Annotated in this window: 25 protein-coding genes, 2 tRNA genes and 1 other RNA gene; 14 read left to right on the forward strand and 14 right to left on the reverse strand. The window is 71.6% G+C overall.

All coding sequences use genetic code 11. From position 1 onward, the window contains the following. Nucleotides 1-58 precede the first annotated feature (58 nt). The 3 genes from OXG55_05595 (at nt 59) to OXG55_05605 (ending at nt 1,587) form a co-directional block, all read left to right on the forward strand. Nucleotides 59-907, forward strand: a complete 849-nt coding sequence (locus OXG55_05595) for a hypothetical protein (GenBank protein MCY4102727.1) — start codon at nt 59-61, stop codon at nt 905-907. Between the two features lie 63 nt (nt 908-970). Continuing rightward, nucleotides 971-1,180 carry a ribbon-helix-helix domain-containing protein gene (locus tag OXG55_05600; protein ID MCY4102728.1) on the forward strand — a complete coding sequence of 70 codons (210 nt, stop codon included), beginning with the start codon at nt 971-973 and terminating at the stop codon, nt 1,178-1,180. Then, nucleotides 1,177-1,587: a PIN domain-containing protein gene (locus tag OXG55_05605; protein ID MCY4102729.1), complete on the forward strand. Its 411-nt coding sequence runs from the start codon at nt 1,177-1,179 to the stop codon at nt 1,585-1,587. Before OXG55_05600 ends, OXG55_05605 begins: the two co-directional genes overlap by 4 nt. A 38-nt stretch (nt 1,588-1,625) precedes the next feature. On the opposite strand, the gene OXG55_05610 is transcribed toward OXG55_05605, so the two are convergent. The 5 genes from OXG55_05610 to OXG55_05630 form a co-directional block, all read right to left on the reverse strand. Beyond that, complete coding sequence (locus tag OXG55_05610) at nt 1,626-1,943, reverse strand: type II toxin-antitoxin system PemK/MazF family toxin (protein MCY4102730.1); 318 nt, start codon at nt 1,941-1,943, stop codon at nt 1,626-1,628. Beyond that, entirely contained in the window at nt 1,937-2,167 is a 231-nt protein-coding gene (locus OXG55_05615) for a hypothetical protein (GenBank protein MCY4102731.1), read from the reverse strand. Before OXG55_05615 ends, OXG55_05610 begins: the two co-directional genes overlap by 7 nt. 38 nt (nt 2,168-2,205) lie before the next feature. Continuing rightward, nucleotides 2,206-2,292: transfer RNA gene (locus OXG55_05620), tRNA-Ser, on the reverse strand. A gap of 10 nt (nt 2,293-2,302) precedes the next feature. After that, nucleotides 2,303-2,734 (reverse strand): nucleoside deaminase, encoded by a 432-nt coding sequence (locus OXG55_05625; GenBank protein ID MCY4102732.1) that lies wholly within the window; start codon nt 2,732-2,734, stop codon nt 2,303-2,305. 120 nt (nt 2,735-2,854) lie between these two features. Further along, nucleotides 2,855-2,941, reverse strand: a tRNA-Ser gene (locus OXG55_05630). A 77-nt stretch (nt 2,942-3,018) separates the two neighbouring features. Here OXG55_05630 and ffs point away from each other — a divergent pair. The 3 genes from ffs (at nt 3,019) to recR (ending at nt 5,759) form a co-directional block, all read left to right on the forward strand. Further along, nucleotides 3,019-3,117: signal recognition particle sRNA small type (gene ffs, locus OXG55_05635), an RNA gene on the forward strand. A gap of 81 nt (nt 3,118-3,198) precedes the next feature. Then, complete coding sequence (dnaX, locus tag OXG55_05640; GenBank protein MCY4102733.1) at nt 3,199-5,133, forward strand: DNA polymerase III subunit gamma/tau; 1,935 nt, start codon at nt 3,199-3,201, stop codon at nt 5,131-5,133. 11 nt (nt 5,134-5,144) lie between these two features. Beyond that, entirely contained in the window at nt 5,145-5,759 is a 615-nt protein-coding gene (recR, locus tag OXG55_05645) for a recombination mediator RecR (GenBank protein MCY4102734.1), read from the forward strand. 255 nt (nt 5,760-6,014) lie between these two features. On the opposite strand, the gene OXG55_05650 is transcribed toward recR, so the two are convergent. After that, nucleotides 6,015-7,208, reverse strand: a complete 1,194-nt coding sequence (locus OXG55_05650; GenBank protein MCY4102735.1) for an acetyl-CoA C-acyltransferase — start codon at nt 7,206-7,208, stop codon at nt 6,015-6,017. A gap of 109 nt (nt 7,209-7,317) precedes the next feature. Between OXG55_05650 and mce the strand changes: the two genes are divergently transcribed. From mce to ligD, 3 genes are read left to right on the forward strand one after another with little or no spacing between them, the layout of a single operon-like run. After that, on the forward strand, nt 7,318-7,719 hold the full coding sequence (gene mce / locus OXG55_05655) for a methylmalonyl-CoA epimerase (protein ID MCY4102736.1): 402 nt from the start codon (nt 7,318-7,320) through the stop codon (nt 7,717-7,719). A gap of 33 nt (nt 7,720-7,752) precedes the next feature. Further along, entirely contained in the window at nt 7,753-8,670 is a 918-nt protein-coding gene (locus OXG55_05660) for a flap endonuclease (GenBank protein ID MCY4102737.1), read from the forward strand. Between the two features lie 22 nt (nt 8,671-8,692). Next, a complete protein-coding gene (ligD, locus tag OXG55_05665; protein MCY4102738.1) occupies nt 8,693-9,658 on the forward strand; it encodes a non-homologous end-joining DNA ligase in 966 nt (321 codons plus the stop codon). Between the two features lie 24 nt (nt 9,659-9,682). On the opposite strand, the gene OXG55_05670 is transcribed toward ligD, so the two are convergent. The 3 genes from OXG55_05670 to OXG55_05680 all read right to left on the reverse strand — a co-directional run bounded on the left by OXG55_05670 (nt 9,683) and on the right by OXG55_05680 (nt 13,245). After that, nucleotides 9,683-11,092: an N-acetylmuramoyl-L-alanine amidase gene (locus tag OXG55_05670; GenBank protein ID MCY4102739.1), complete on the reverse strand. Its 1,410-nt coding sequence runs from the start codon at nt 11,090-11,092 to the stop codon at nt 9,683-9,685. Nucleotides 11,093-11,179: 87 nt separating this feature from the next. After that, nucleotides 11,180-12,253, reverse strand: coding sequence for an ATP-dependent DNA ligase (locus OXG55_05675; GenBank protein ID MCY4102740.1), 1,074 nt, complete (start codon nt 12,251-12,253; stop codon nt 11,180-11,182). 107 nt (nt 12,254-12,360) lie between these two features. Beyond that, on the reverse strand, nt 12,361-13,245 hold the full coding sequence (locus tag OXG55_05680) for an EamA family transporter (GenBank protein ID MCY4102741.1): 885 nt from the start codon (nt 13,243-13,245) through the stop codon (nt 12,361-12,363). A 235-nt stretch (nt 13,246-13,480) separates the two neighbouring features. On the opposite strand from OXG55_05680, the gene OXG55_05685 reads away from it, so the two are divergent. Together OXG55_05685 and OXG55_05690 are read left to right on the forward strand one after the other, a co-directional pair. Continuing rightward, nucleotides 13,481-13,870 carry a CrcB family protein gene (locus OXG55_05685; GenBank protein MCY4102742.1) on the forward strand — a complete coding sequence of 130 codons (390 nt, stop codon included), beginning with the start codon at nt 13,481-13,483 and terminating at the stop codon, nt 13,868-13,870. After that, on the forward strand, nt 13,867-14,199 hold the full coding sequence (locus tag OXG55_05690; GenBank protein ID MCY4102743.1) for a CrcB family protein: 333 nt from the start codon (nt 13,867-13,869) through the stop codon (nt 14,197-14,199). The genes OXG55_05685 and OXG55_05690 overlap by 4 nt, the downstream gene beginning before the upstream one ends. 73 nt (nt 14,200-14,272) lie before the next feature. Here OXG55_05690 and OXG55_05695 read toward each other — a convergent pair whose 3' ends face one another. The 3 genes from OXG55_05695 to OXG55_05705 form a co-directional block, all read right to left on the reverse strand. Beyond that, a complete protein-coding gene (locus tag OXG55_05695; GenBank protein ID MCY4102744.1) occupies nt 14,273-15,154 on the reverse strand; it encodes an EamA family transporter in 882 nt (293 codons plus the stop codon). A 78-nt stretch (nt 15,155-15,232) separates the two neighbouring features. Next, the gene (locus tag OXG55_05700; GenBank protein MCY4102745.1) at nt 15,233-16,120 is read right to left on the reverse strand and encodes an EamA family transporter; all 888 of its coding nucleotides are present in this window, start codon (nt 16,118-16,120) and stop codon (nt 15,233-15,235) included. A gap of 58 nt (nt 16,121-16,178) precedes the next feature. After that, nucleotides 16,179-16,685: a DoxX family protein gene (locus OXG55_05705; GenBank protein ID MCY4102746.1), complete on the reverse strand. Its 507-nt coding sequence runs from the start codon at nt 16,683-16,685 to the stop codon at nt 16,179-16,181. A 143-nt stretch (nt 16,686-16,828) separates the two neighbouring features. On the opposite strand from OXG55_05705, the gene OXG55_05710 reads away from it, so the two are divergent. Together OXG55_05710 and OXG55_05715 are read left to right on the forward strand one after the other, a co-directional pair. Beyond that, on the forward strand, nt 16,829-17,947 hold the full coding sequence (locus OXG55_05710) for a beta-ketoacyl synthase N-terminal-like domain-containing protein (GenBank protein ID MCY4102747.1): 1,119 nt from the start codon (nt 16,829-16,831) through the stop codon (nt 17,945-17,947). Beyond that, a complete protein-coding gene (locus OXG55_05715; protein MCY4102748.1) occupies nt 17,944-18,267 on the forward strand; it encodes a hypothetical protein in 324 nt (107 codons plus the stop codon). Before OXG55_05710 ends, OXG55_05715 begins: the two co-directional genes overlap by 4 nt. A gap of 141 nt (nt 18,268-18,408) precedes the next feature. Here the strand turns inward: OXG55_05715 and OXG55_05720 are convergent, their stop codons facing one another. Next, the gene (locus tag OXG55_05720) at nt 18,409-18,675 is read right to left on the reverse strand and encodes a cell division protein CrgA (protein ID MCY4102749.1); all 267 of its coding nucleotides are present in this window, start codon (nt 18,673-18,675) and stop codon (nt 18,409-18,411) included. A gap of 35 nt (nt 18,676-18,710) precedes the next feature. On the opposite strand from OXG55_05720, the gene OXG55_05725 reads away from it, so the two are divergent. Next, nucleotides 18,711-19,310, forward strand: coding sequence for an aminodeoxychorismate/anthranilate synthase component II (locus OXG55_05725; GenBank protein ID MCY4102750.1), 600 nt, complete (start codon nt 18,711-18,713; stop codon nt 19,308-19,310). Here OXG55_05725 and pknB read toward each other — a convergent pair. Continuing rightward, nucleotides 19,307-21,505 (reverse strand): Stk1 family PASTA domain-containing Ser/Thr kinase, encoded by a 2,199-nt coding sequence (gene pknB, locus OXG55_05730; protein MCY4102751.1) that lies wholly within the window; start codon nt 21,503-21,505, stop codon nt 19,307-19,309. The genes OXG55_05725 and pknB overlap by 4 nt on opposite strands. Nucleotides 21,506-21,546: the final 41 nt, after the last annotated feature.

Raw genomic sequence — 21,546 nt, forward strand, 5'->3', positions numbered from 1 at the left:
CACTCCCGAGTTTCCTGCTCCGCCCGCGCTGGATCGCGACGATCGCCGTACTCGCTTGATGGAACGCGTGCGGGAGGCTGTCCTGGCCCTACCCGGATACTTCGACTCGCACACCAACATTGAGGGTGTAGCCGCTACTGACCTGTTCGCGTTGAACACGGTGCTCGGGGCCACGATTGAAGTGCAGGTCGTCCAGACGCTGAACCGGATGCGCGACGTGTGGGATCCGGGGGACGACTGGCCTCTCTACGCGTTCGAGAGGCAGGCGCAGACATTCCCGGACGTGCTGCTCCGGAAGGCGACCGGCACGGCGGGATACGAAGTCGCGATGGGCGTCGAACTCAAAGGCTGGTACGTGCTCGCCAAGGAACGGGAGCCCAGCTTTCGTTACACGGTGACACCGGACGCATGCACCGATTTGGATCTCCTCGCGGTTGTCCCGTGGCACTTGTCGAACGTTCTTGCCGGGACGCCGCTCGTGGACACTCCCGGCGTCTGGTCCGCGAGATACGCCGCGGAGCACCGGAACCATTGGTGGCAACATCTCCGTAAGACGGCGGCGGACACGTCGATAGCGAGCCCGGAGGGCGTGTTTCCGTACAAGGGCCGTGAGAACACATCCGACAAGCCTGCGTACGACAGAGGCGGGAACTTCGGCCGGATCGCACGCACCGGGATCATGGACGAATGGATCGATGGTGTGCTCCGCAAGCCGCTGGCGGGGATTCCTGCTCGGGACTGGATTGAGTTCCTTCGGCGTTACGCCGACGACAGCGACCTCAATGCGATCTGGCAGGACCTGCACGGGAGGGTCCGCCGCCGACTCGACCGGGATGTGGAGGCCAGATCCGCGGATGCGATGCAGTCCCTCGGACGTGTCGTGGACATCCTCGGCAGCATCGAATAATCGACTCGTCCGTCTGGCCGGCTATTCCGTGAACGGGTCGCTGGCGGTGGTACCATATATGGTATGAACAAGACGACGGTGTATCTGCCGGAGGCGCTGAAGCAGGGAGTGGAACGTCTGGCCCGGCAGCGTTCGTGCTCCGAGGCGGAGGTGATCCGCCGGGCCATTCAGGACGCGATAGCGCGTCCCAAGCCACATGGCGGGATCATCCCCGGTGACAGCGCTTGGGCCGAGCAGGCGGACGACTACCTGGAGGGCTTCGGCGACCGATGATCATCGCCGACACCAGCGGGCTCATCGCCTTCTTCAGCGAGTCCGGTGCACAGCACGAGGCGGTGGCGGCCTGGGTGGACGCCCACGAACCCGTCATGGTGGTCTCCCCCTATGTCCTGGCCGAGGTGGACTATCTGGTCGCCGCCCGCAAGGGCATCGACGCCGAGTTGGCTGTGCTGGCGGAGCTGTCGGGCGGCGCCTATGAACTGGCGGGGATGGGCGCGCCCGACGTGGCGGCGGCGCGGCGGGTGGTGGAGCGGTACCGGGATCTGGGCGTCGGTCTCGCCGACGCCTCCCTGGCGGTGCTCGCTCAGCGCTACCGGACCCGCACCGTCCTGACCCTGGACCGCAAGCACTTCAGTGTCATGCGCCCGCTGGACGGAGGCACCTTCACGATCGTCCCGTGAGCGATTGGTTCAGCCTCGACCGCCGGTCCGCGTGCTGGCTACAGTCCGAGCACAGCGCGGAGGCCGTCGTCGATGGCATCAATGAGGGCACCAGGCAGCTTTCCCGAGTATTCCGTCAGCCAGGACCGGTCGATCAACTCCAACCCGAGCGGCACCGCCACGGAGTCTTTGGGCAGACCCGTCGCCGCCGACTTGAGCAGCACGTTGCCGGCGAGGCCGGCTCTGTCGAGGTTCGAGGTCAGCGGCACGACATGGGTCTGCCAAACCTCGACCTCGAGGACGTCGTGAGAGGACACGACGACACACGGCCGACGCTTGTCGATGTTGATCCAGTACACCGCGCCGCGCGCTACCACGGCGCGGACCGCTCCATCCGCTCGGCCGCTGCGAGTGCGTCCCTCTGGATCAATGGTTCGCCGACTGTGAGTGCGGCGTCGGCCGCGAGCTGTTGGGCGAAAGTAGTCGTCGACTGAGCCGAGTGGCGGCGAAGCTGCTCGGTCACCCACCTCGAGAAGGGGACGCCGAGGCTGTTGATGATCGGCACGACGTCGTCGGGCACGCTTATCGTCTTGTTTGGCATGTACGTATTATACATACTGCAGCAGCTTGTGGTTTGGGCGGAGGGTGTGGGATTCGAACCCACGGTGACCCGGAGGCCACAACGGCTTTCGAGGCCGCCCCATTCGTCCGCTCTGGCAACCCTCCGCCGGACAAGCTAGCGGCGCCGGGCGGCGAAGAACTCCCGCAGCAGCCGGGCGGTCTCGCTGGCCAGCAGGCCGCCGTCGAGGTCCATCTCGTGGTTCAGGCGCGGGTCGGCGGCCAGGTTGTAGAGCGAACCGCAGGTGCCGGCCTTCGGGTCGGCGGCCCCGAAGACAATGCGGTCGACCCGCGCCGCCAGCGCCGCCCCGGCGCACATCGGGCAGGGCTCCAGGGTGACCACCAGGGTCGCCCCGTCGAGGCGCCAGGTGCCGACGGCCGCCGCCGCGTCGCGCAACGCCAGCACCTCGGCGTGCGCCGTGGGATCGCCCCGCAGCTCGCGCTCGTTGTGCCGCCGGGCGATCACGTCGCCGCCGAGCAGGACCACCGCACCCACCGGCACGTCGCCGTGGGTCGCCGCCGCGGCGGCCTCGTCGAGCGCCAGCCTCATGGCAGCCGTCTCGGGGTCAGAATCCATGTGCCGTCCATTCCCGGCGCTCGCGGACCCGGCTGCTCGGCGGGCACGGCGGCAGTCCGGCGCTGCGGGGTCGCGCTCTCTGGCTCGCCGGAGCGGAGGGAGTGGGATTCGAACCCACGGTGGCCGAAAGACCACACACGCTCTCCAGGCGTGCCGATTCGTCCGCTCTCGCATCCCTCCCGGTCGCCTCCGTGCCGGAGCACGGAAGGTCGGACAAGGGTACCCTGTGGCAGCCGGCGACTGTCCTGGGACGTGGCGGCCGGGTCCTGTGCGACCGGGACCCGTGAACCGAGTCAGGGCCGGGAGGCAGCAGCTCTCAGCGGGAACCCCGGAGCGCCGCAGATCACCTGGCCGCCACATCCGAGGGCGGCACCGGCGCGGCGCCGTACGTTCCTCCCGACGATGGCTGTCCCAGGGGATCACTAGGCTCGGCGCCGATGGTGCATCAGTCGCTCTACCTGCGCTACCGGCCGGCGCGATTCGGCGAGATCATCGGCCAGGAACACGTCGTGGCGGCGCTGCGCAACGCGGTCGGTACCGACCGGGTGGGGCACGCCTACCTCTTCAGCGGGCCGCGCGGCACGGGGAAGACATCCACCGCCCGCATCCTGGCCAAGGCGCTCAATTGCGAGAACCTCACCGACGGCGAGCCGTGCGGCACCTGTCCGTCTTGCGCCTCCATCGCCGCGGGCACGTCCTACGAGTTGCACGAGCTGGACGCCGCCTCCAACAACAAGGTCGACGACGTTCGCGAGCTCATCAGCAGGGTGGCGCTCGGCACGCCGGGCCGGGCCAAGGTGTACGTGCTCGACGAGGTGCACATGCTCACGCCGGGCGCCGAGAACGCCCTGCTTAAGACCCTCGAGGAACCACCCCCCCACGTGGTGTTCGTGCTCTGCACGACCGAGCCGCACAAGGTGGCGCCGACGATCCGCAGCCGCACCCAGCACCTGCACTTCGAACTGCTGGCCGCCGATGCGCTGGAGAGCCATGTCCGGGCGGTGGCTGCCGACGCCGGCTTGACGGTGTCCGACGCCGATGTGGCCTACGTGCTGACCGCCGGCGGCGGGTCGGCGCGGGACACCCTGTCGGCGCTCGACGCCGTAGCGGCTGCGGGCCGGGCTCCCGACGGCGCCGACGCGGTGACAGCCGTGCTGGACGCCGTGGCGAGCGCGGATGTCGGCGCGGCCCTGAGTGCCGCCGATGCCGCCGCCCGAGCCGGGCGGGAGCCGCGCATCCTCGGCGAGGCTCTGCTCGGCCGGCTGCGCAATGCCTTCCTGGCTTCGGTGAAGGCGCCGCTGGAGCACCTGCCCGCCGCGGAGAGGACCGCCGCGGAAGACCTGGCCGGGCGGCTCCGACCCCGCGCCCTGACATTCGCGCTCGAACTGCTCGGTGAGGCGCTCGTGGCGATGCGCGAGGCCCCCGATCCCCGGGTCGACCTGGATCTGGCACTGGTGCGGCTCACCAATCCTGACATCGGTCTCACGCTGCAGTCCCTGGCTGAGCGGGTGGAGCGCCTCGAGAGCGGCGGCGGTGTCGCGCCGGCCATGACAAGCGGCGGGGGTGCCGCGCCGGCCATGACAAGCGGCGGGGGTGCCGCGCCGGCCACGGTGGGCAGCCCCGCAAGGCCGAGCGCAGCACCGCGACCTCATCGGGGCCCGGCCGGAGACGCATCCGAGGAACAGGGGACGCCTCGCGGCGGAGCCGCGGCGGGGGCGCGGGAGGCGCTGGCGCGGGCCAAGCCGCCAGAGCCCGGCGCGGGTGGCGAACCACGGTCGACCGAGTCCCCTACCGGGTCCGTGCCGGCCGCACGGCCCGCTGCCCCCCGAGCCGCCGAGCAGTCGATCTCGCCGCGGGGAGGCGACTCGACGAGTGCGCCCGCAGGCGCGGAGGAACCGGCCGCGACCCCGGCGGCCACGACCGAGCCGCCTCCGCAACGCGACGAGGCGGTACTGGCGTGGGTGGAGGAGATCCTCCCATCGCTGCGGACCCTGTCCTCGTTGCCCAAGAGCGCCGGCGCGCGCCTCTCCACCGGACGCTTTCTACCGAACGCTTCAGGGGCCCTCCGGCTGGCGTTCCCCACCCCCGGGTCCCTTGAGCGGTGCGAGACGTTCCACTCGGCGGTCGAGGCGGAGTTCGGCCGCTGCTTCGACCGTGCCGTGACCGTGCAGTTCGTGCTCGACGATCACAGCACGCCGGATCCTCCGTCAAACTCGGCGGGCGCCTCGGCGACGAGTTCGCCGCATCTGGGCGAGGTCCAGGCGACCACGGCATTGCCCAAGGCGCGCCCGAGCGACCGGGACGACAGCGGGGTGGCGCAGGTGCAGCAGGCCTTTCCCGGCTCGAGGCTCGTCGAGCTCGAAGCTCCCTAGGCGGACGCTCCGTGGCCACCGGTGGCTACACCGCTCCGATACAGGAGTTGATCGATCAGCTCGGGCGGCTGCCCGGGATCGGTCCGAAGTCGGCTCAGCGCATCGCCTTCCACCTGCTGAAGGCGCCGGCCGGCGATGTCGAGGAATTGTCGGCGGCGATCGACGAGGCGAAGCGCAGCGTGCGGTTCTGCGGGCGGTGCTGCAACCTGGCCGTCGCCGACCTGTGTGACATCTGTAGCGATCCGCGGCGCGAGGAGTCCCTGATCTGCGTCGTCGAGGATCCTCGCGACGTCGTGGCGTTCGAACGGACCGGTGAGTTCAAGGGCCGCTACCACGTGTTGCACGGGGCCATCAACCCCATGGAAGGCGTCGGCCCCGACCAGTTGCGGATGGCCGAACTCCTGCAGCGCGTCGGCGACGAACCCGTCACCGAGGTGATTGTCGGCACCAATCCCAACCTGGAGGGGGAGGCCACAGCCATGTACGTCGCCAGCGTGCTGGCGCCGCTCGGTGTCAGCGTCACCCGCCTGGCGAGCGGGCTTCCCGTCGGCGGCGACCTGGAATACGCCGACGAACTGACTCTGGGCCGGGCACTCGCCGGTCGGCGGGACATCCTGCGGGACTGAGACCGGCCGGCGGGACTTCCGGCTGGAGAATACGGTCGAGGCGCTCCTCGAGGGCTGCTGGGCGCGGGCTACGTTGCAGCCCGACGAGGCAGCGCCCCGACCGTCGCACCGGGGGAGGGGAAGATCGTGCAAACCCCGATGAGAACCACGAGGCATATGTTACAGACTTCACGCGGAAATGTCAAGGACTCCCGAGCCTGTGCTGTTTCCGCTGTTCAGACGGACGCCTGAAATGTTACGTCCGTAACGTCTCCGCTAAGAGGCGGCGGGAACCCTCACCAGGGCAGCGTCGCCCTGTCCGCCGCCGCCGCAGAGGGCGGCGGCGCCCAGACCCCCGCCCTGCCGGCGCAGTTCGTGCAGCAGGGTCAGCAGGACGCGGTTGCCGGAGGCGCCGATCGGGTGCCCCAGGGCGACCGCACCGCCGTTCACGTTCACCACCTCGTGCGGCACGCCGAGGGCGGCCATGCTGGCCAGGACCACGGCGGCGAACGCCTCGTTGATCTCGAACAGGTCGATGTCACCGAGTTCGGCACCGTTCCGTTCGAGGGCCTTTCCGATGGCCGTCGCCGGCTGGGTCAGCAGCGACGTGTCCGGGCCGGCCACCTGGCCGTAGGAGACGACTTCGGCGAGCGGCGTGGCGCCGAGCCGCTCGGCGGCGGTGGCCGAGGCCAGCACCAATGCCGAGGCGCCGTCGGAGATCTGCGAGGCGTTGCCGGGTGTCACCGTTCCCTCCGGATCGAAAGCGGGGCGCAGCCGGGCCAGCGACTCGGCACTGGTGTCGGGGCGGATGCCCTCGTCGTGTGCCACGACGGTGGAGTCGCCGCGCCGCTGAGGTACCTCGACGGCGGCGATCTCGCTGTCGAGGAGCCCGTCCTTGGTGGCGCGTGCCGCCCGCTCGTGCGAGGCGGCCGCGAAGGCGTCCTGCGAGTCGCGGCTGATGCCCCCGATGGAGGCGAGGTGGTGCTCGGTGCTGAGGCCCATGGACCGGCCTTCGATGGCACAGGTCAGACCGTCGTACATCATCGAGTCCACGAGGGTGGCATCTCCTGCCCGCAGGCCGGCGCGGGCGCCGGGCAGCAGGTAGGGGGCCCCGCTCATCGACTCCATGCCGCCGGCCACCACAACGTCGGCGTCGCCGTCGGCGATCATCCGCCCGGCGAGGTAGACGGCGTTGAGCCCCGACAGGCAGACCTTGTTCACTGTGGCGGCGGGTGCCGTGAGGGGAACACCTGCTTTGGTGGCGGCAGCGCGGGCGGGGGCTTGGCCCTCGCCGGCCAGCAGCACCTGCCCCATGAACACGTAGTCCACTTCGGCGGCGGGGACGCCGGTGGCCTCGAGGGCGGCGCTGATGGCGAGCCCGCCGAGGTCGGTGGCGGAGAAGGACGAGAGCGCGCCGGAGAACCGACCGATCGGCGTCCGGGCGCCCCCCAGGATCAACGTTGGACTCATCTCGGCCTCCGTCGCGACGGGCTGGAACTCTTCCGGACACGCTAGCGGTGCCGCGCCGCCGCGGCCCCGGCGCGTTGGGCGGCGGCGCCGGGCCGGGCATCATGGGGCCGTGCTGCTCACCGAGATCGACCACGTGGCCATCGCCGTGCGAGATCTCGAGGCCGCTGTGGACTACCACCGCCGGGCATTCGGCGCCAGCGTGGCGCACCGGGAGACCGTCGAGCGCGACGGCGTGGAGGAGGCTCTGCTCGCCGTGGCCGACTCCTACATCCAACTCATCTCGCCGACGAGGCCGGACTCGCCGGTGGCGCGGTTCCTCGAACGCCGCGGCGAAGGGTTGCACCACGTCGGCTACCGGGTGGCGGACTGCGCGACGGCGCTGGCCGCCATGGTCGCCGCCGGCGCCACTCCACTGGACTCGCAGCCCCGGCCCGGCTCGCGTGGCACGACGATCGCCTTCGTGCATCCGAAGGGATCCTTCGGCACGCTGATCGAGCTGGTCCAGCCCTAGGCGCGGGGGCGACGGCGGCACCGGGGCGGATCGATGCAGGTTCACCTGGTCGACGGAACCTACGAACTGTTCCGGCAGTTCTTCGCCCGCCCGTCGCACCGCACCGCTGATGGCCGGGAGGTGGCCGCCGCCCGGGCGGCGGTGAGCGGTCTGCTGCGCCTGGTGGCCGACGGCGCCAGCCACGTGGGCGTCGCCACCGATCATGTGATCCCGTCGTTCCGCAACGAGATGTATCCGGGCTACAAGAGCGGCGAGGGTGTCGATGCGGACCTGCTGGCGCAGTTCCCGCTGCTGGAAGAGTTGGCCGACGCCGCCGGCTTCACCGTCTGGGCGATGACCGACTACGAGGCCGACGACGCGCTGGCGACGGCTGCGGCCCGGGCGGCAACGGATCCCGCCGTGGAACGGATCATGATCTGCACACCCGACAAGGACCTGGCGCAGTGCGTGAGCAACGACGGTCGGGTGGTGCAGTTCGATCGCCGGGGTGGCCGCATCAGTGATCGGGCCGGTGTCGTGGCGCGCTTCGGCGTCCCGCCCGCCTCGATCCCCGACTACCTGGCGCTGGTGGGTGACAGCGCCGACGGATTCCCCGGTCTGGCGGGCTGGGGGGCGAAGTCGGCCGCGGCGGTGCTGGCCCGCTACGGCCATATCGAGAACATCCCCGACTCCTCGGGCCAGTGGGACGTGGCGGTGCGTGGCGCGGTCACTCTGGCCGCCCGGCTGGCGGCGGGGCGAGACGAGGCATACCTGTACCGGCGCCTGGCCACGCTCGTGACCGACGTGCCCGGGGTCCTGGACAGCGCCCCGGCAGGTGCCGGCGGGGCGGTGGATTCCCTGGCCTGGGTCGGGCCCCGCCCCGGTTTCGCGGAGTTCTGCGGGCGCGTCGACGCCGAGCGCCTGGCGTCGCAGGCCGCGGCGCTGGCGGCGGGGCGCCGCTCCGGCGGCTGAGCGAACCCCAAGGGCTGCCACGGTGGCTGGCGACTTCACGACCATTGAGGTGGACGGGCGCCAGGTGCGCATCTCCAACCCGGGGAAGGTCTTCTTTCCCGCTCGCGGGGAGACCAAGCTGGACCTCGTCCGGCACTACCTGACTGTCGGCCCGGGGGCGCTGCGGGGGGTCTGGTGCCGGCCGACGGTGATGCATCGCTTCCCCGACGGCGCCGGGGGAAAGAGCTTCTACCAGAAGCGCGTGCCGGAGCGACGCCCGGACTGGCTCGAGACGGCTGTCGTGGCGTTCCCGTCGGGACGGACCGCCACCGAGTTGTGCCCCGCCGACCTGGCGCACATCGTCTGGGCGGTGAACCTGGGGTGTTTGGAGTTGCATCCCTGGGCGGTGCGCCGTTTCGAGCCGCACCGCCCCGACGAGTTGCGCGTCGACTTGGACCCGGCGCCCGACCTGGATTTCGAGGCGGTGCGGCGGGCGGCCTTCCTGCTGCGGGAACTGCTGGATGAGTTCGGCCTGGCAGGCTGGCCCCGGACCTCGGGCGGCCGGGGCATCCACATCGTGGTGCGCATCGTGCCGGTGGCCGGCTTCAGCGAGGTGCGGGACGCCGCTCTGGCGCTGGCCCGGGCCGCCGAACGGCGCCGGCCCGATCTCATCACCAGCGCCTGGTCGAAGAAGGATCGGGGACGGCGCGTGTTCGTGGACTACAACCAGAACGCCCGCGACCGCACGCTGGCCTCGGCGTATTCGGTGCGTCCCGGCCCGGACGGCCGGGTGGCAGCACCGCTGCGCTGGGAGGAGGTGGCCGGCGCCGAGCCCGGCGACTTCACGCTCGCCATGATGCCCGATCGCTGGCGCACCGCGGGCGACGTGGAGGCGGGGTTGGAGGACGGCGCCGGCTCGCTGGCGCCGCTGCTGGCGCTGGCCCGCCAGGAGGCTGCGCAGGGCACCGCCGACGCCCCCTGGCCCCCGCACCACCCACGCCGCTCGTAGCACCCCCGGTGCGGCGGCGCCGGGCTACTCGCCTGACTCGACCTCAGCGGCGTCGGGATCAGCGGGCTCGCCGCCCGTCTCCGCTGCCGGATCGTCGTCGGGTTCGCTCGACTCCGCGCCGGTCTCCTCGTCGGTGCCCTCCGGTTGCTCCGTTCCGGCGCCCTCCGCCGTCTCATCGACGGGGTCGCCGGGCTCGGGCTCCAGCGGCGGATCGATGCACTCGATGTCGATGGCGGGCGGGTCGTAGATGCGGGGTTCCTCGATGAACCCGCTCCCCGGCCGGTCGGTCTCCAGGAACGCTTCGATGGCGTCGGCCGTCGCACCGGCGGCGACGGTGATGTACTCCTCGGTGGCGAAGAGTTCGGCCTCCGAGGCGTTCGTGAGATAGCCGTACTCCACCAGCGCCGACGGCATCACGGGACCCCGTATGAGCGCGTACGTGTCGATCCCGTCGGGGAGCAGCACGCGCTTGACACCGGCGTTGGGGAGGCCGCTCCACTCGACGTCCTCGAAGGTGCTGAGGGCCTCGGTGATCTCCTCGTACAGCAGGCCGCCGAGACGGGCCGACTCGGGGCGCATCTCGCTGGCGGACTGGGACTGCACGTACACCTCGGTCCCCGGCGCGTCCCCCAGGTCCCAGGTTGGGCCGTTGTGATGGATCGACACGACCGCGGCAGGCTCCAAGGCGTCGGCGAACTCGACGCGGACCCTGAGGCGGACCATGTAGTCGCTCGTCCGGGTCGTGGCGGCGGCGATGCCGCGTTCGGCGAGTTCGGCGAGCACGGCATCGGTGAGCGTCAGATTCAGATCGCGCTCGACGAGACCGTTGGGGCCCACCGTGCCGGTCTCGATGGGTCCCCCGTGGCCGGGATCCAGGACGACCTGCACGGGCTCGATGCGTTCGCCGCCGGCGATCTCGGCGGTGTTGCCGCACGGCGTGCGTATGAGATAGCCGGTCTCGAGCACTTCAAGAACCGTGACCGGGATGCCCGTCGGGGTGAGCAGCGCAACCGGCGGCGGTGGTGGCGGTTCGGTGGTGGTCGTGGTGGTGGGCGGTGGCGGTTCGGTGGTGGTCGTGGTGGTGGGTGGTGGCGGCTCGGTCGTCGTGGTGGCGGGTGGTGGCGGTTCGGTGGTGGTCGTGGTGGTGGGCGGTTCGGTCGTCGTGGGTGGTTCGGTCGTCGGGACCGTCTCGATCGGAGGGTCGGAGAGTCCTGCCTCGCCGGCCGGCGAGGGCTCAGGGGCCGGCGGCGCACCGATCGTCGTCTCCGCAGTGCCGCTGCCGGTCCCGTTGGGCTCCGCGGCGTCGTCGGAGCCGATGCGGGTGACCGCCACCACGATGATGGCGATGGCGAGCATCAGCCCGCCGAGCAACAACAGCCTCCGCCGGCGGTACACGCGTGCGGGAACTTCGCCGCCGAAGGGATCCGTATGCACTATGTGCTGTCTAGCCGTTGGGCGCTCGGCGGCGGCGCAACCTCACCGGCACGATCGTGCCGTGGCGCGCACGCAACGCTGCCGACATCATTCCGCCGGATCGACAGCCCCGAAGATCTCCGCCAGTTCGACCGGGGCGCTGCGGATGATCTGGGCATAGCTGCAACTCTCGGGCACCCGATCGGGGTGCCAGCGCAGTAGTCGGGCGCTGTGGCGGAACCGTCCCGCCAGGACGGCGTCGTATGCCACCTCCGCCACGGGGGCGCCCAGCAATGGCACCCAGGCGTCGACGCCCGACCGCCAGCGGTTCGGAGCACCGGGCAGGCGCCCCTCGGCGCCCTCGACCGTCCAGGGATGTGTCACCGCGTCGTCGATTCGATGCCCGGCCAGCAGTCCGGCCAGTTCGGCACGCCCGTCCGCCGTGAAGCCCGACGCCGCGCCCACGTAATGCAGGACCTCCCGGGAGTCGTGCAACCCCAGCAGCAGCGAACCCACCCCGTCGCCGCTGCGGTGCATGCGGTAGCCGGCCACCACGCAGTCGGCGGTGTGACGGTGCTTGATCTTGAACTGGGCGCGCTTCCCGCACTCGTAGGTGCCTCCGGCGGGTTTGGCGACGACGCCGTCCAGCCCGGCTCCCTCGAACCGCTCGAACCAGGCGGTGGCGAGCGAACGGTCGGTGGTGGCGGGTGTCAGATGCACCGGCGGGCCGAACCCTGCTGCGACATCGGCGAGGGTTCGGCGGCGCTCGCTGAACGGTCGGCCGGTGAGATCGCGATCGCCGAGTGCCAGGATGTCGAAGGCCACGAAACGCGCCGGCGTCTCGGCCGCCAGCCGGGCGATCCGGCTCGCGGCCGGGTGGATGCGAGCGCTGAGGGCGGCGAAGTCCAGCCCGCCACCGGGCCCCACGATGACCAGTTCGCCGTCCAACACGCAGCGCTGAGGCAGGCGCGCCCTCAGCGGGCCCAGCAGCTCGGGGAAGTAGCGGGTCAGAGGCCGTTCGTTGCGGCTGCCGATCGCCAGGTCGTCGCCGTCGCGGAACACAACGGCACGGAAGCCGTCCCACTTGGGCTCGAACCACATCTCGTCCGCTGCGGCGACGGGGAGCGACTCGGCGGCCCGCGCCAGCATCGGAGCCACGGGCGGCATGACCGGCAGGTGCACGGTTCGTACGGTAGGCCGCGGCCGGCCCGGTCGGTGGTGTCCCGGACGACTGCCGAGGATTTCTATCGATCGTCGCGCCGCCGTCGGCCGGCGCGCCCGGTCATCCCTCAGCCGAGCGCCACGAGAACCAGCCCGGCGGTCGCCACCGCCATTCCCAACACCTGGACGCGGCTGATGTGCTCGTGCAGGAAGAGCCACGCCGGGATCACGGTGAAGGCGGGTGACAGGGCCGTGATCGGGCCGACGATGGACAGCAGGCCCAGCGAGAGGGCTTCGAGCAGCAGAGCGTGTGCCAGCAGGAGCAGAACCCCGCTCGCCACCACCGGTACGACGGTGCTGCGCCGCGGTAGCCGGGGACGTGGGGCACCGGCTCGCCGCCAGACCACCAGCAGGGCGGCCAGGCTGAGGGCCAGGGCGGCGGCGCGGACGACGAGCAGGGGCGCAAAGCCGGCGGCGTCCCCGATCTCGCCGATGGTGGTCTGGAACGTGGCGAGCGACGCACCGGCGGCCAGCGACAGGCCCAGCTCGCCGCCCAGCCCGATCCGCCGCCCGGGCTCGTTCGGCGGAGCGGTCGCGTGGCCGGCTTTGGGCGGTCGCGAGATGAGCACCACGGCCACGATCGCCAACGCCACACCCGCCAGGGAGAGCGAGGACGGGCGCTCACCGCGCACCAGTCCCACGACGAACGTCAAGATCGCGATGGCGGAAGCGGTCACCGGTGCGACCACCGCAATGCGGCCGAACGTGAACCCCGTGTACATGAAGCCCACCCCGAGCGTCAGCGCTCCCCCGGCCAGGAGCGCCAGGAGGATCTCGCGGGTGCTGCCGACCGACCGCCAAGTGGCCAGCAGGTAGATCCCCATGATCACCCCGCCGACCAGCTGGGCACCGACGACGGTGCGCACCGGACCGGTGCGCCTGCCCGCCATACCGCCGAAGAAGTCCGCCAGCCCGAGGCCGCCGGCCACGCCGATGCCCAGAATGACGTCCATGACTCAGAGACTCGGCGGGGTCGTTCCGGAAATCACTCGGCAAGACTAGTGCGGCGCCCGGAGCGGGTTGCCCGGCCGAGGGGCCGTCGGATTCCCGCCGGTCGTCCTCAGCCGAGCGCCACGAGCACGAGCCACGCCGACGCCGAGCAGGACGTCCATTCCTCAGGCAGGGAACTGCTCGCCGGCCATGGGCATCCGGCGAGGCTAGTCCCACCGCAGCGCTACGTTCGGATCGATGAATCCTCGGTTCCTGCTGCCGATCGCCCTTGGTGGCATCGCCGGTGCCGCGGCGCGCTGGTGGGTGCACAGCCTCTGGCCGGACAGCTCCGAGTGGTGGGCGACGCTCATCGTCAACGTGGCGGGCAGCGCGGTTCTGGGGTGGCTCGTGGCCACTGAGTTGCACGGACGGCGGGCCGCCGCTGCGATCGTCGGCTCAGGCTTCTGCGGCAGTTTCACGACGTTCTCGGCCTTCAGCCTGATCGTGGCCAGATACCTCGAGTCGGGGCGTCCGGGCGCCGGACTGCTCTATACCGCAGCGACTCTCGGCCCGGCGATTGCGGCGGCGGTCCTGGCCGGGTGGGCGCGTCGCCGATGGCGCGGCCCCGATCGGGGGGCGGCGACGTGACCGCGATCGGCTTCGTGGCGATCGCCGCGGCGGCGACCCTGCTGCGCGTGGAGGCCTCGAGGCGCCTCAACCTCGAAAAGTTCCCTTACGGCACGCTGGCGGTCAACCTGATCGGCTCGTTCGCTCTCGGACTGCTGGCCGGAGGCGGCGCCGTCGCGACGGTGATCCTGGCCAGCGGTGCACTCGGCTCGCTCACGACATTCTCGACCATGGCGGTGGAGACCATCGAGCTGTGGCGTCGTCATCGCCGGCGGGCGGCAGGCTATGCGGCCGCCTCGCTGGTCGGCGGCGTGGCCGCGGCCTACCTCGGCGTCCTGGCGGTCAGCTGAGCGCCCCGGTGAGGGTTCCGGGAGCGTGCGGCTGCCGCTCGCCCGCTGCCGGCCCGGTACTCGGTGGCCGCGGCTAGCCGAGTGCCAGCAGGACAAGCCCGCCGATGATGACGACCATGCCGGCTGTCTGGAGGCGGCTGACGTGCTCACGCAGGAAGATGCGCGCCCCGAGCACGCTGAAGGCCGGCGTCAGCGAGGTGATCGGCCCCACGACCGAAAGGAATCCCCTGTTCAGGGCCTCGATCAGCAACGCGTGGGCGAGGATCAGCAGCGTTCCCGCCGCGCCGACCACCAGGGCCGCCCGTGGCCGTGGGGGTTTCGCCGTTCCGGTGTGGGGCCTCCTGCCGAGCGCGGCGAGGGCCACCAGCCCCAGGACACCGCCGACCGCGCGCGCGATGAGAAGCGGCGCGGGTCCGTCCTCCACCCCGATCTCCAGCAGCAGGATCTGGAACACCACGAAGCCGCCGCCCGCACACATCGACAGGGCCAACTCGCCGGCGAGCCCCAAACGCCGCTCGGAGTCTCTGCGGTCGAACGGGCGGGGTGTCCGGGTCGGGCGGGACACCAGCACGACCGCCGGGATGATGAGGATCGCGCCGGCCAGCGCCAGCGTCGACGGGCGCTCGCCGCGCAGCAACCCGACGGCGAAGGTCAGCCCGGCGATGGCGGCGAAGGAGACCGGCGACATGATCGACAGGCGCCCCCAGGAGATTCCCGCGTAGAAGCAGAGGGCGCTGAAGGCCAGGATCAGACCTCCCAGCGCCGACAGGAGCATCTCGCGGGCGCCGCCAAGGGACTGCATCGTGGCCAGCAGGTAGATGCCGATGAGCACCGTGCCTGTGAGATAGATGCCTGTCGTGGTGCGCAGCGGTCCCAGGCGCCGCCCGGCGACGCCACCGATCACGTCGGAGACCCCCAGGCTCACCGCCACCGCCAGCCCGAGGACGACCTCCAATACTCACCCGCCCCGCGGGGCCGACCGGTGGCGCATCGGGCGAGACTACCCAGCGCCGGGCGCAGCGGCCTGACGCCCTCAGTCCAGGCCGATGAGCACGAGCCCGGCGGCGGCCAGGCCGAACCCGACGATCTGGCCCCGGTTCATGCGGTCGCGCAGGATCAGGCGCGCCCACAGCACCGTCGCCGCCGGGAAGAGCGCCGCGACCGGGGCCACCAGGCTCACGAGTCCCTGGCGGAACGCCTCGATCAGCAGGCACGTCCCCAGCGTGTCGAGCAGGGCGTAGGTGGCGACGAGGCGGGCGTCTCCGGCCGTGAGCCGCGCCGGGCGCCCGTCACTGCGAACCCGCGAGAGGACGAACATCCCGGCCAGGACGCCCGCCGTCAGGCGCGAGGTGGCGACGGGCCACATCCCGGCGTCGTCGCTCGGGGCCGCGAAGAAGATCTGCGTGACGCCCAGCGTCAGCCCTGCGCCGACGGCCAGGACCATCTCCTGGGAGCGGCCGGCGACGATGCGGCGAGCGTGGGCCGGCGACGCGCGGACATCTGCCTCGTGGTGCTCGGCGACCCGGGCGATCAGGACGACGGCCGCGATGGCCAGCACCACGCCGATCACGGCAAGGGCTCCCGGGCGCTCGCCGATGATGAACCCGTAGGCCACGCCCACCGCCGCGCCGACCGCGGCCGCTGTCGGCGCCACCACCGACATGCGTCCGACCGCCAAGCCCCGCACCAGGCAGCAGATGCCCACCACCAGCCCGAGACCGGCGAAGACACCCAACCACTGATCCCATACCGGTGGGAGGGTCCGGTCGGTGATGGCGAGGAAGATCCCCAGCGCCACGAGGCCCCAGAGTTGTGACAGCGTCACGACCACCGACGTGCGCATGCGGCGTGCCGCCAGGCCGCTCAGGAAGTCTGCGGAACCGATGCTCGCCGCCACCAGGACACCGAGCAGGAGGGCCATCGTGTCGGGAGGGCGGCGGGTGGGGCGCTGGCGGTTGCCGGAGCGTGGCTCTGACGGTTCAGTCGTCGCGGGCGGGCGGGCGGTAGAACGCCGCCAGCAGCAGTGCCGATGCCACGAGGCCACCCCCGAGGCTGATGACGAGCCCCACCCAACCGTCGAGCACCTCCGCGATGCCGATGACGCTGTCCAGGGCGAGTTCACCCGGCCCGACCATGGCGATCACCACCGCCACCGTGGCCAGGACGGCGGTGTACTCCCAGCCGTCGTTCATCACGAAGAGTCCCTTGCCCCGGTGGGCCACCCAGAACGCCACGGCCATCAACCCGACGAAACCGGCGGCTGCCGGAGCCGTGAGAAATCCCGCGGCCAGCGCCAGTCCGGCGGCGATCTCGCCGCCGGCGGCCAGGATGGCGTGGCGCCGGCCGGGTCGCATGCCGATGCTCTCGAACCAGCGCGCCGTGCCGGCGATGCGCCCACCGCTGAAGAACTTGTTGTACCCGTGTGCGGCTAGCGTCACACCGACCACGACCCGCAAGAGCAGCAGTGCCCAATCGCCTACTTCCACGGCCCTCCCGTCGAGTCACGCCGGACGCTGCGTGCACGGAGGACTCCGAGCGCCTGATCCGCATCCCGTGCGGTCGCTGATCCTAGTGCCGCCATCTCCGCGGGCCGGGTGGGGTCCCGCCGGGGATTCCCGGTCCGCCTGACGTGCCCGAGGCGCTGATCCTGCGGGCACGGCGTAGCCCGTTCGGTGCCCGTCACGGCACCTTCGCCCATCGCCATCCCGCCGAACTGCTCGCCGAGGTGTTCGCCGCGGTGCTCGCCGAGAGCGGCGCGGACCCTGGCGCGGTCGACGAGGTGCTGGTGGGATGCGCCACCCCGGTGGGGGCGCAGGCGGCCAACGTGGCCACAGCCGCGGCGCGGGCGGCCGGAGGTCTGTCCGGGGTACCTGCCTCGGTGGTCAGCACCCAGGACACGTCGTCCCTCGTTGCCCTCATCCGGGCGGTCGACGCGGTGCGGTCGGGCCGCTGCGGGGTGGCGCTGGTGGGAGGGGTGGAACTGATGAGCACGGTGCCGGCCGGTGCCGACATGAGCCAGCGTGGCTTCGGTCTGCCGCTGTCCCCAACACCGGGCGAGGCACACCTGCCTCCCGGTCCGGCGGCGGAGCGGTGGGCGCAGCGGCTTGGCGTGGGAAGGGATCGGCTCGAGGAGGTTGGAAGGCGGACCCGCCGGCGCGCCCAGGAGGCGCAGGCCGCCGGTCGTCTGGCGGCCGAACTGCTACCCCTCACCGGCGGCGACGAGTTGCTTCGTGCCGGGGAAGCGGTGGACCGGCAGCGGCCCGAGGGGCTCTACAGCCGCGACGGACTCCTGACAGCGGCGACCGTTGCGCCCATGGCCGATGGCGCTGCTGCGGCCCTCGTGGCATCGCCGGCGGCGACTCGCCGGCTCGGCCTGGAACCGGTTGCCAGAGTGGCCGCGGCGGCGGCCGTGGGCGGCGATCCCACCGCCGGATGCGGATCGTCGCCCGAGGCGGCACGGCGCGCCACCGCGCTCGCCGGTGTCGGCGCCGCGGGCATCCGTCGCGTCGAGCTCGCCGAGCCGTTCGCCACCGACATCGTGCACTGGGAGATCAGCTGCGCCGGCTGGGCTGAGTTGCTGAATCCCGACGGCGGTTCTCTGGCGCTGGGCCACCCGCAGGGGGCCACGGGACTGGGACTCGTGGCACGTCTGGTGCGCGCCCTGGCGGCGCTGGACGGCGGCGGGCACGGCCTGGCGGCCTGCGACGCCGCCGACGGGCACGGGGTGGCCGTACTGTTGGAGGCATGACCGCCGCCGGGATGGCCGCCGCCGTCGACGTCACGGCCGTCGACGCCGTGCTGGCCAGTGCTGTGGGTACGGCCTTCAAGGCACTGGCCGCCGCCCTCGGAGGCCTGGCGATCCTCTGGTTGGGGATCGTGATTCTCCGCCTGCTGGCGCAGCCGCAGCCCGAGCCGCCTCCCCCGGGCGAGTTGCGCAAGGTGCGTCTCACCTACCGCTGCAGCTTGTGCGGGACCGAGGTCCGCATGACGATCGCGCCCATGGAGGATCCTGAGCCGCCCCGCCATTGCGGGGAGGAGATGTCGGTCATGGCGCCGATCGAGGACTGAGGCGCCTAGCCGCAGCGTTTCCCACAAGTGTGGAAAAGCTTGGGGGGAAGTACGAGTATGTAGTTTGCGTCCCTTCCCGCCCCGGATGTGGGCCGCGCCGCGCTGGTTCGACCCGCTGGGACCGGTTGCGTCCCGGGACCGTCAGTGCAGTTGGGTTGCGGTGACCACCCCGCCGAGGATGAGCCCCAGGCCCGCCAGCAGCCACCAGTTGCTCGTGCCGCCCGGGATCAGCCCCAGGTAGTTGACGATGATGAGGATCGTCCCGGCGGCGAGCAGCGAGAACAGCAGGATCGGAACCCACATGGGGCTCACCTTGGCTTCGGGGGGCAGGAACTGCTCCCCCGCCGGCCGCGTTCCCTTGGGGGTCACCCTGCCCCCTTGAACCTTGCGCTTGGGAGGATTCGCCATGCCCGCAGGATAGGCGGCCGGTACCCTCAACACCCGTGCGACGTCGGGTGCTGGTCCTGGACAACTACGACTCGTTCGTCTACATCCTGGTCCAGTACCTGGGCGAACTGGGTGCAGAGACGATCGTGGCGCGCAACGACGAGTTGACGTTGCGCGACGCCCTGGCGCTGGCGCCGGAGGCCCTGCTGGTCAGTCCCGGCCCCGGACGGCCCGCCGACACCGGAATCTGCTGCGACGCCATCAGGGAGTTGGCGGGCCGCTGCCCGATCCTGGGGGTGTGCCTGGGACACCAGTGCATCGCCGAGGTGTTCGGCGGCACGATCGTGCGCGCTCCCTCGGTGATGCACGGCAAGGTGTCGCAGATCCACCACGACGGCGGCGGTGTCCTCGCCGGCGTGTCCAACCCGCTGCAGGCCACCCGCTACCACTCGCTGGTGGTGGACCCCGCTTCGGTTCCCGACAGCCTGGAGGTCACCGCCAGCACCACCGACGGCGTCATCATGGGGCTGCGCCACCGCTCCATGGCCGTTGAAGGGCTGCAATTCCACCCGGAGTCGCAGATGACCATCGACGGCCACGCCATCCTGGCGAACTTCCTGGGCCTGCCACCGGCGGAGTCTCCGCCGGCCGGTTAGCCCTCTGCGGGCGGCCGTTCGGGCAGCCCGGACGGATCGATCCCGCCCTCGACGGGCGGTGTCTCGCCTTCGAGCGGCGTGAGTTCGTCGGTGGGCGGCGGCTCGGGTTCGCCGGTCCCGGATTCCCCGGTGACGTAGAGCGTGAGGATCGAACTCGGCGTGATCGGCGTCCCGGCCACGGGGTCCTGGGAGACGATCAGTCCCGGCGTCTCGCCGGGCAGCGGGGCCACGGCCACCACGTCGGCGGTCATCCCCAGCGTGTCGAGCTGGATGAGCGCGGTGGTGGGGTTGAGGCCCGTCAGGTCCGGCATCTCCACGATCTCCGGCCCCGAGGAGACGAAGACGAATACCTGGCTGCCCTCGGCCAGTTGGCTGCCCGCCGCGGGCTCGGTGCGGATGACCGCGCCCTCGGCCACTGTCCCGGACGGCTCGTCCTGGCGCACGACCACCAACCTGGCGTTCGTGATCGCCACCGCCGCGTCGACGTCGTCCATGCCCGCCACGTTCGGCACCAGGATGGCCGAAGGTCCAGCGGAGATGTTCAGCGTCACCGCGGCGCCGGCCTCGTGGGGAACAAGCGGCGCCGGCTCCTGCTGCAGGACCTCCCCGGCCGGTCTCTCGCTGCCCACCTGGACCAGGTTGACGGCGAACCCCGCCCCCCGCAGCGCCCGCTCGGCGTCGATGGCCTGCCAGCCCAGGACGTTGGGAACGGGGACCGCCGAGGCGCCCGCGCTGATCGTGAGGGTGATCGCCGAGCCGGGCGCCAGCTTCGTGCCGGCACGGGGCTGCTGGTCGAACACCCGACCGGCGGGAATCTCGGCGTTGGCCTCCCGTACGGTGATAACGCGAAAGTCTGCGGACTCCAGCGTGCGCACCGCCACCGCTTCCTCGAGTTGGTACACCGAGGGCACGTCGATGGTCGCCGGCGCGGGGGTGCTGGTGCCGTTGTCGTCGGGGCTCAGCACGTTCACGAGCACGACGATCATGATCAGCAGAACCACCAGCAGGACGGCGAAGCCGACGAAGAACAGGCCGGAGCGCCGCTGCCGCTCGAGGCGACCGTAGACGTCGCGGTTGCCGCCCCGGTAGCTGCCGGGGCGCTCCCCGTAGCCGGGCGGGCGACGGGCTGCGGGTATCCGGCCGGTCCACCACTGGGTGATCCCCCGCGGCGCCGCGCGGCGCACCTGGGGGCGGGGAGGTCGCTGGCGTGGCGCGGCAGGCGGCCGCGGGTCCTGGCGGCGCGGTGGGCCCGAGACCACCGGCCGGCGCGGCGTCGGCGGGGGACTCGGAAGCGCCGGGGGCCGTTCCGGTGAGGGGGGAGCGGCAGGGGCGGCGGGGGGCTCCGGGGAGACTTCGTCCAGCCGCTCGCGGACGATCTGCAGGTGGCGGCGTAGATCCTCGGCCCGCTCGTAGCGATCGTCGGGCTCCTTGGCCAGCAGGCGCATCGTGATGGCGTCCAGTGCCTGCGGCACACCCTCGGCTATCTCCCCGAGAGGCACCGGCGGGTCCTGCACGTGCTGGTAGGCGACGGCGACGGGCCCCTCGCCCCGGAACGGCGGGTAGCCCGACAGCATCTCGTACAGCATCACGCCGAGCGAGTAGAGGTCGCTGCGGGCGTCGGTCGGCTCGCCCTGCGCCTGCTCGGGCGACAGGTAGGCGGCCGTGCCGACCACCGAGCCCGTCTCGGTGAGCCCCGCCGACGGTCCTGCACCGACCATCGTGGCGATGCCGAAGTCGGTCACCTTCACGTGACCGTCGCTGCTCAGCAGCACGTTCTGGGGTTTGACGTCGCGATGCACGATGCCCGCACGGTGCGCGAACGCCAGCGCCGCGGCCACCTCGAAGGCAATGGCGGCGGCCGCCTCCGCACCGAGGGGGCCGCGTGCCGCGATGATCTCGGCGAGGCTGTGACCGCTCACGTATTCCATGACGATGAAGTAGCGCTCGCCCTGACGTCCCCAGTCGAAGACGCCGACGATGTTGGGATGGCTCAGCCCGGCCGCGGCGCGGGACTCCCGCCGCAAGCGCTCGGCGAAGGTCGGATCGGAGGCGAACTGGGGGTGCAGCATCTTGATCGCCACCTGCCGGTCCAACTGGCGATCCCTGGCGAGATAGACGGTGGCCATCCCCCCTTGGGCCAAGCGGCGCCGGAGTTCGTAGCGCCCGCCGAGCACGGGTGGGTTCTGTGCTGCCATGACTCCGGAAAGTTTACGAGCGCGGTGCCGCGGACTCGGCG

The organism is bacterium (assembly GCA_026708055.1).
GTDB lineage: Bacteria > Actinomycetota > Acidimicrobiia > Acidimicrobiales > CATQHL01 > VXNF01.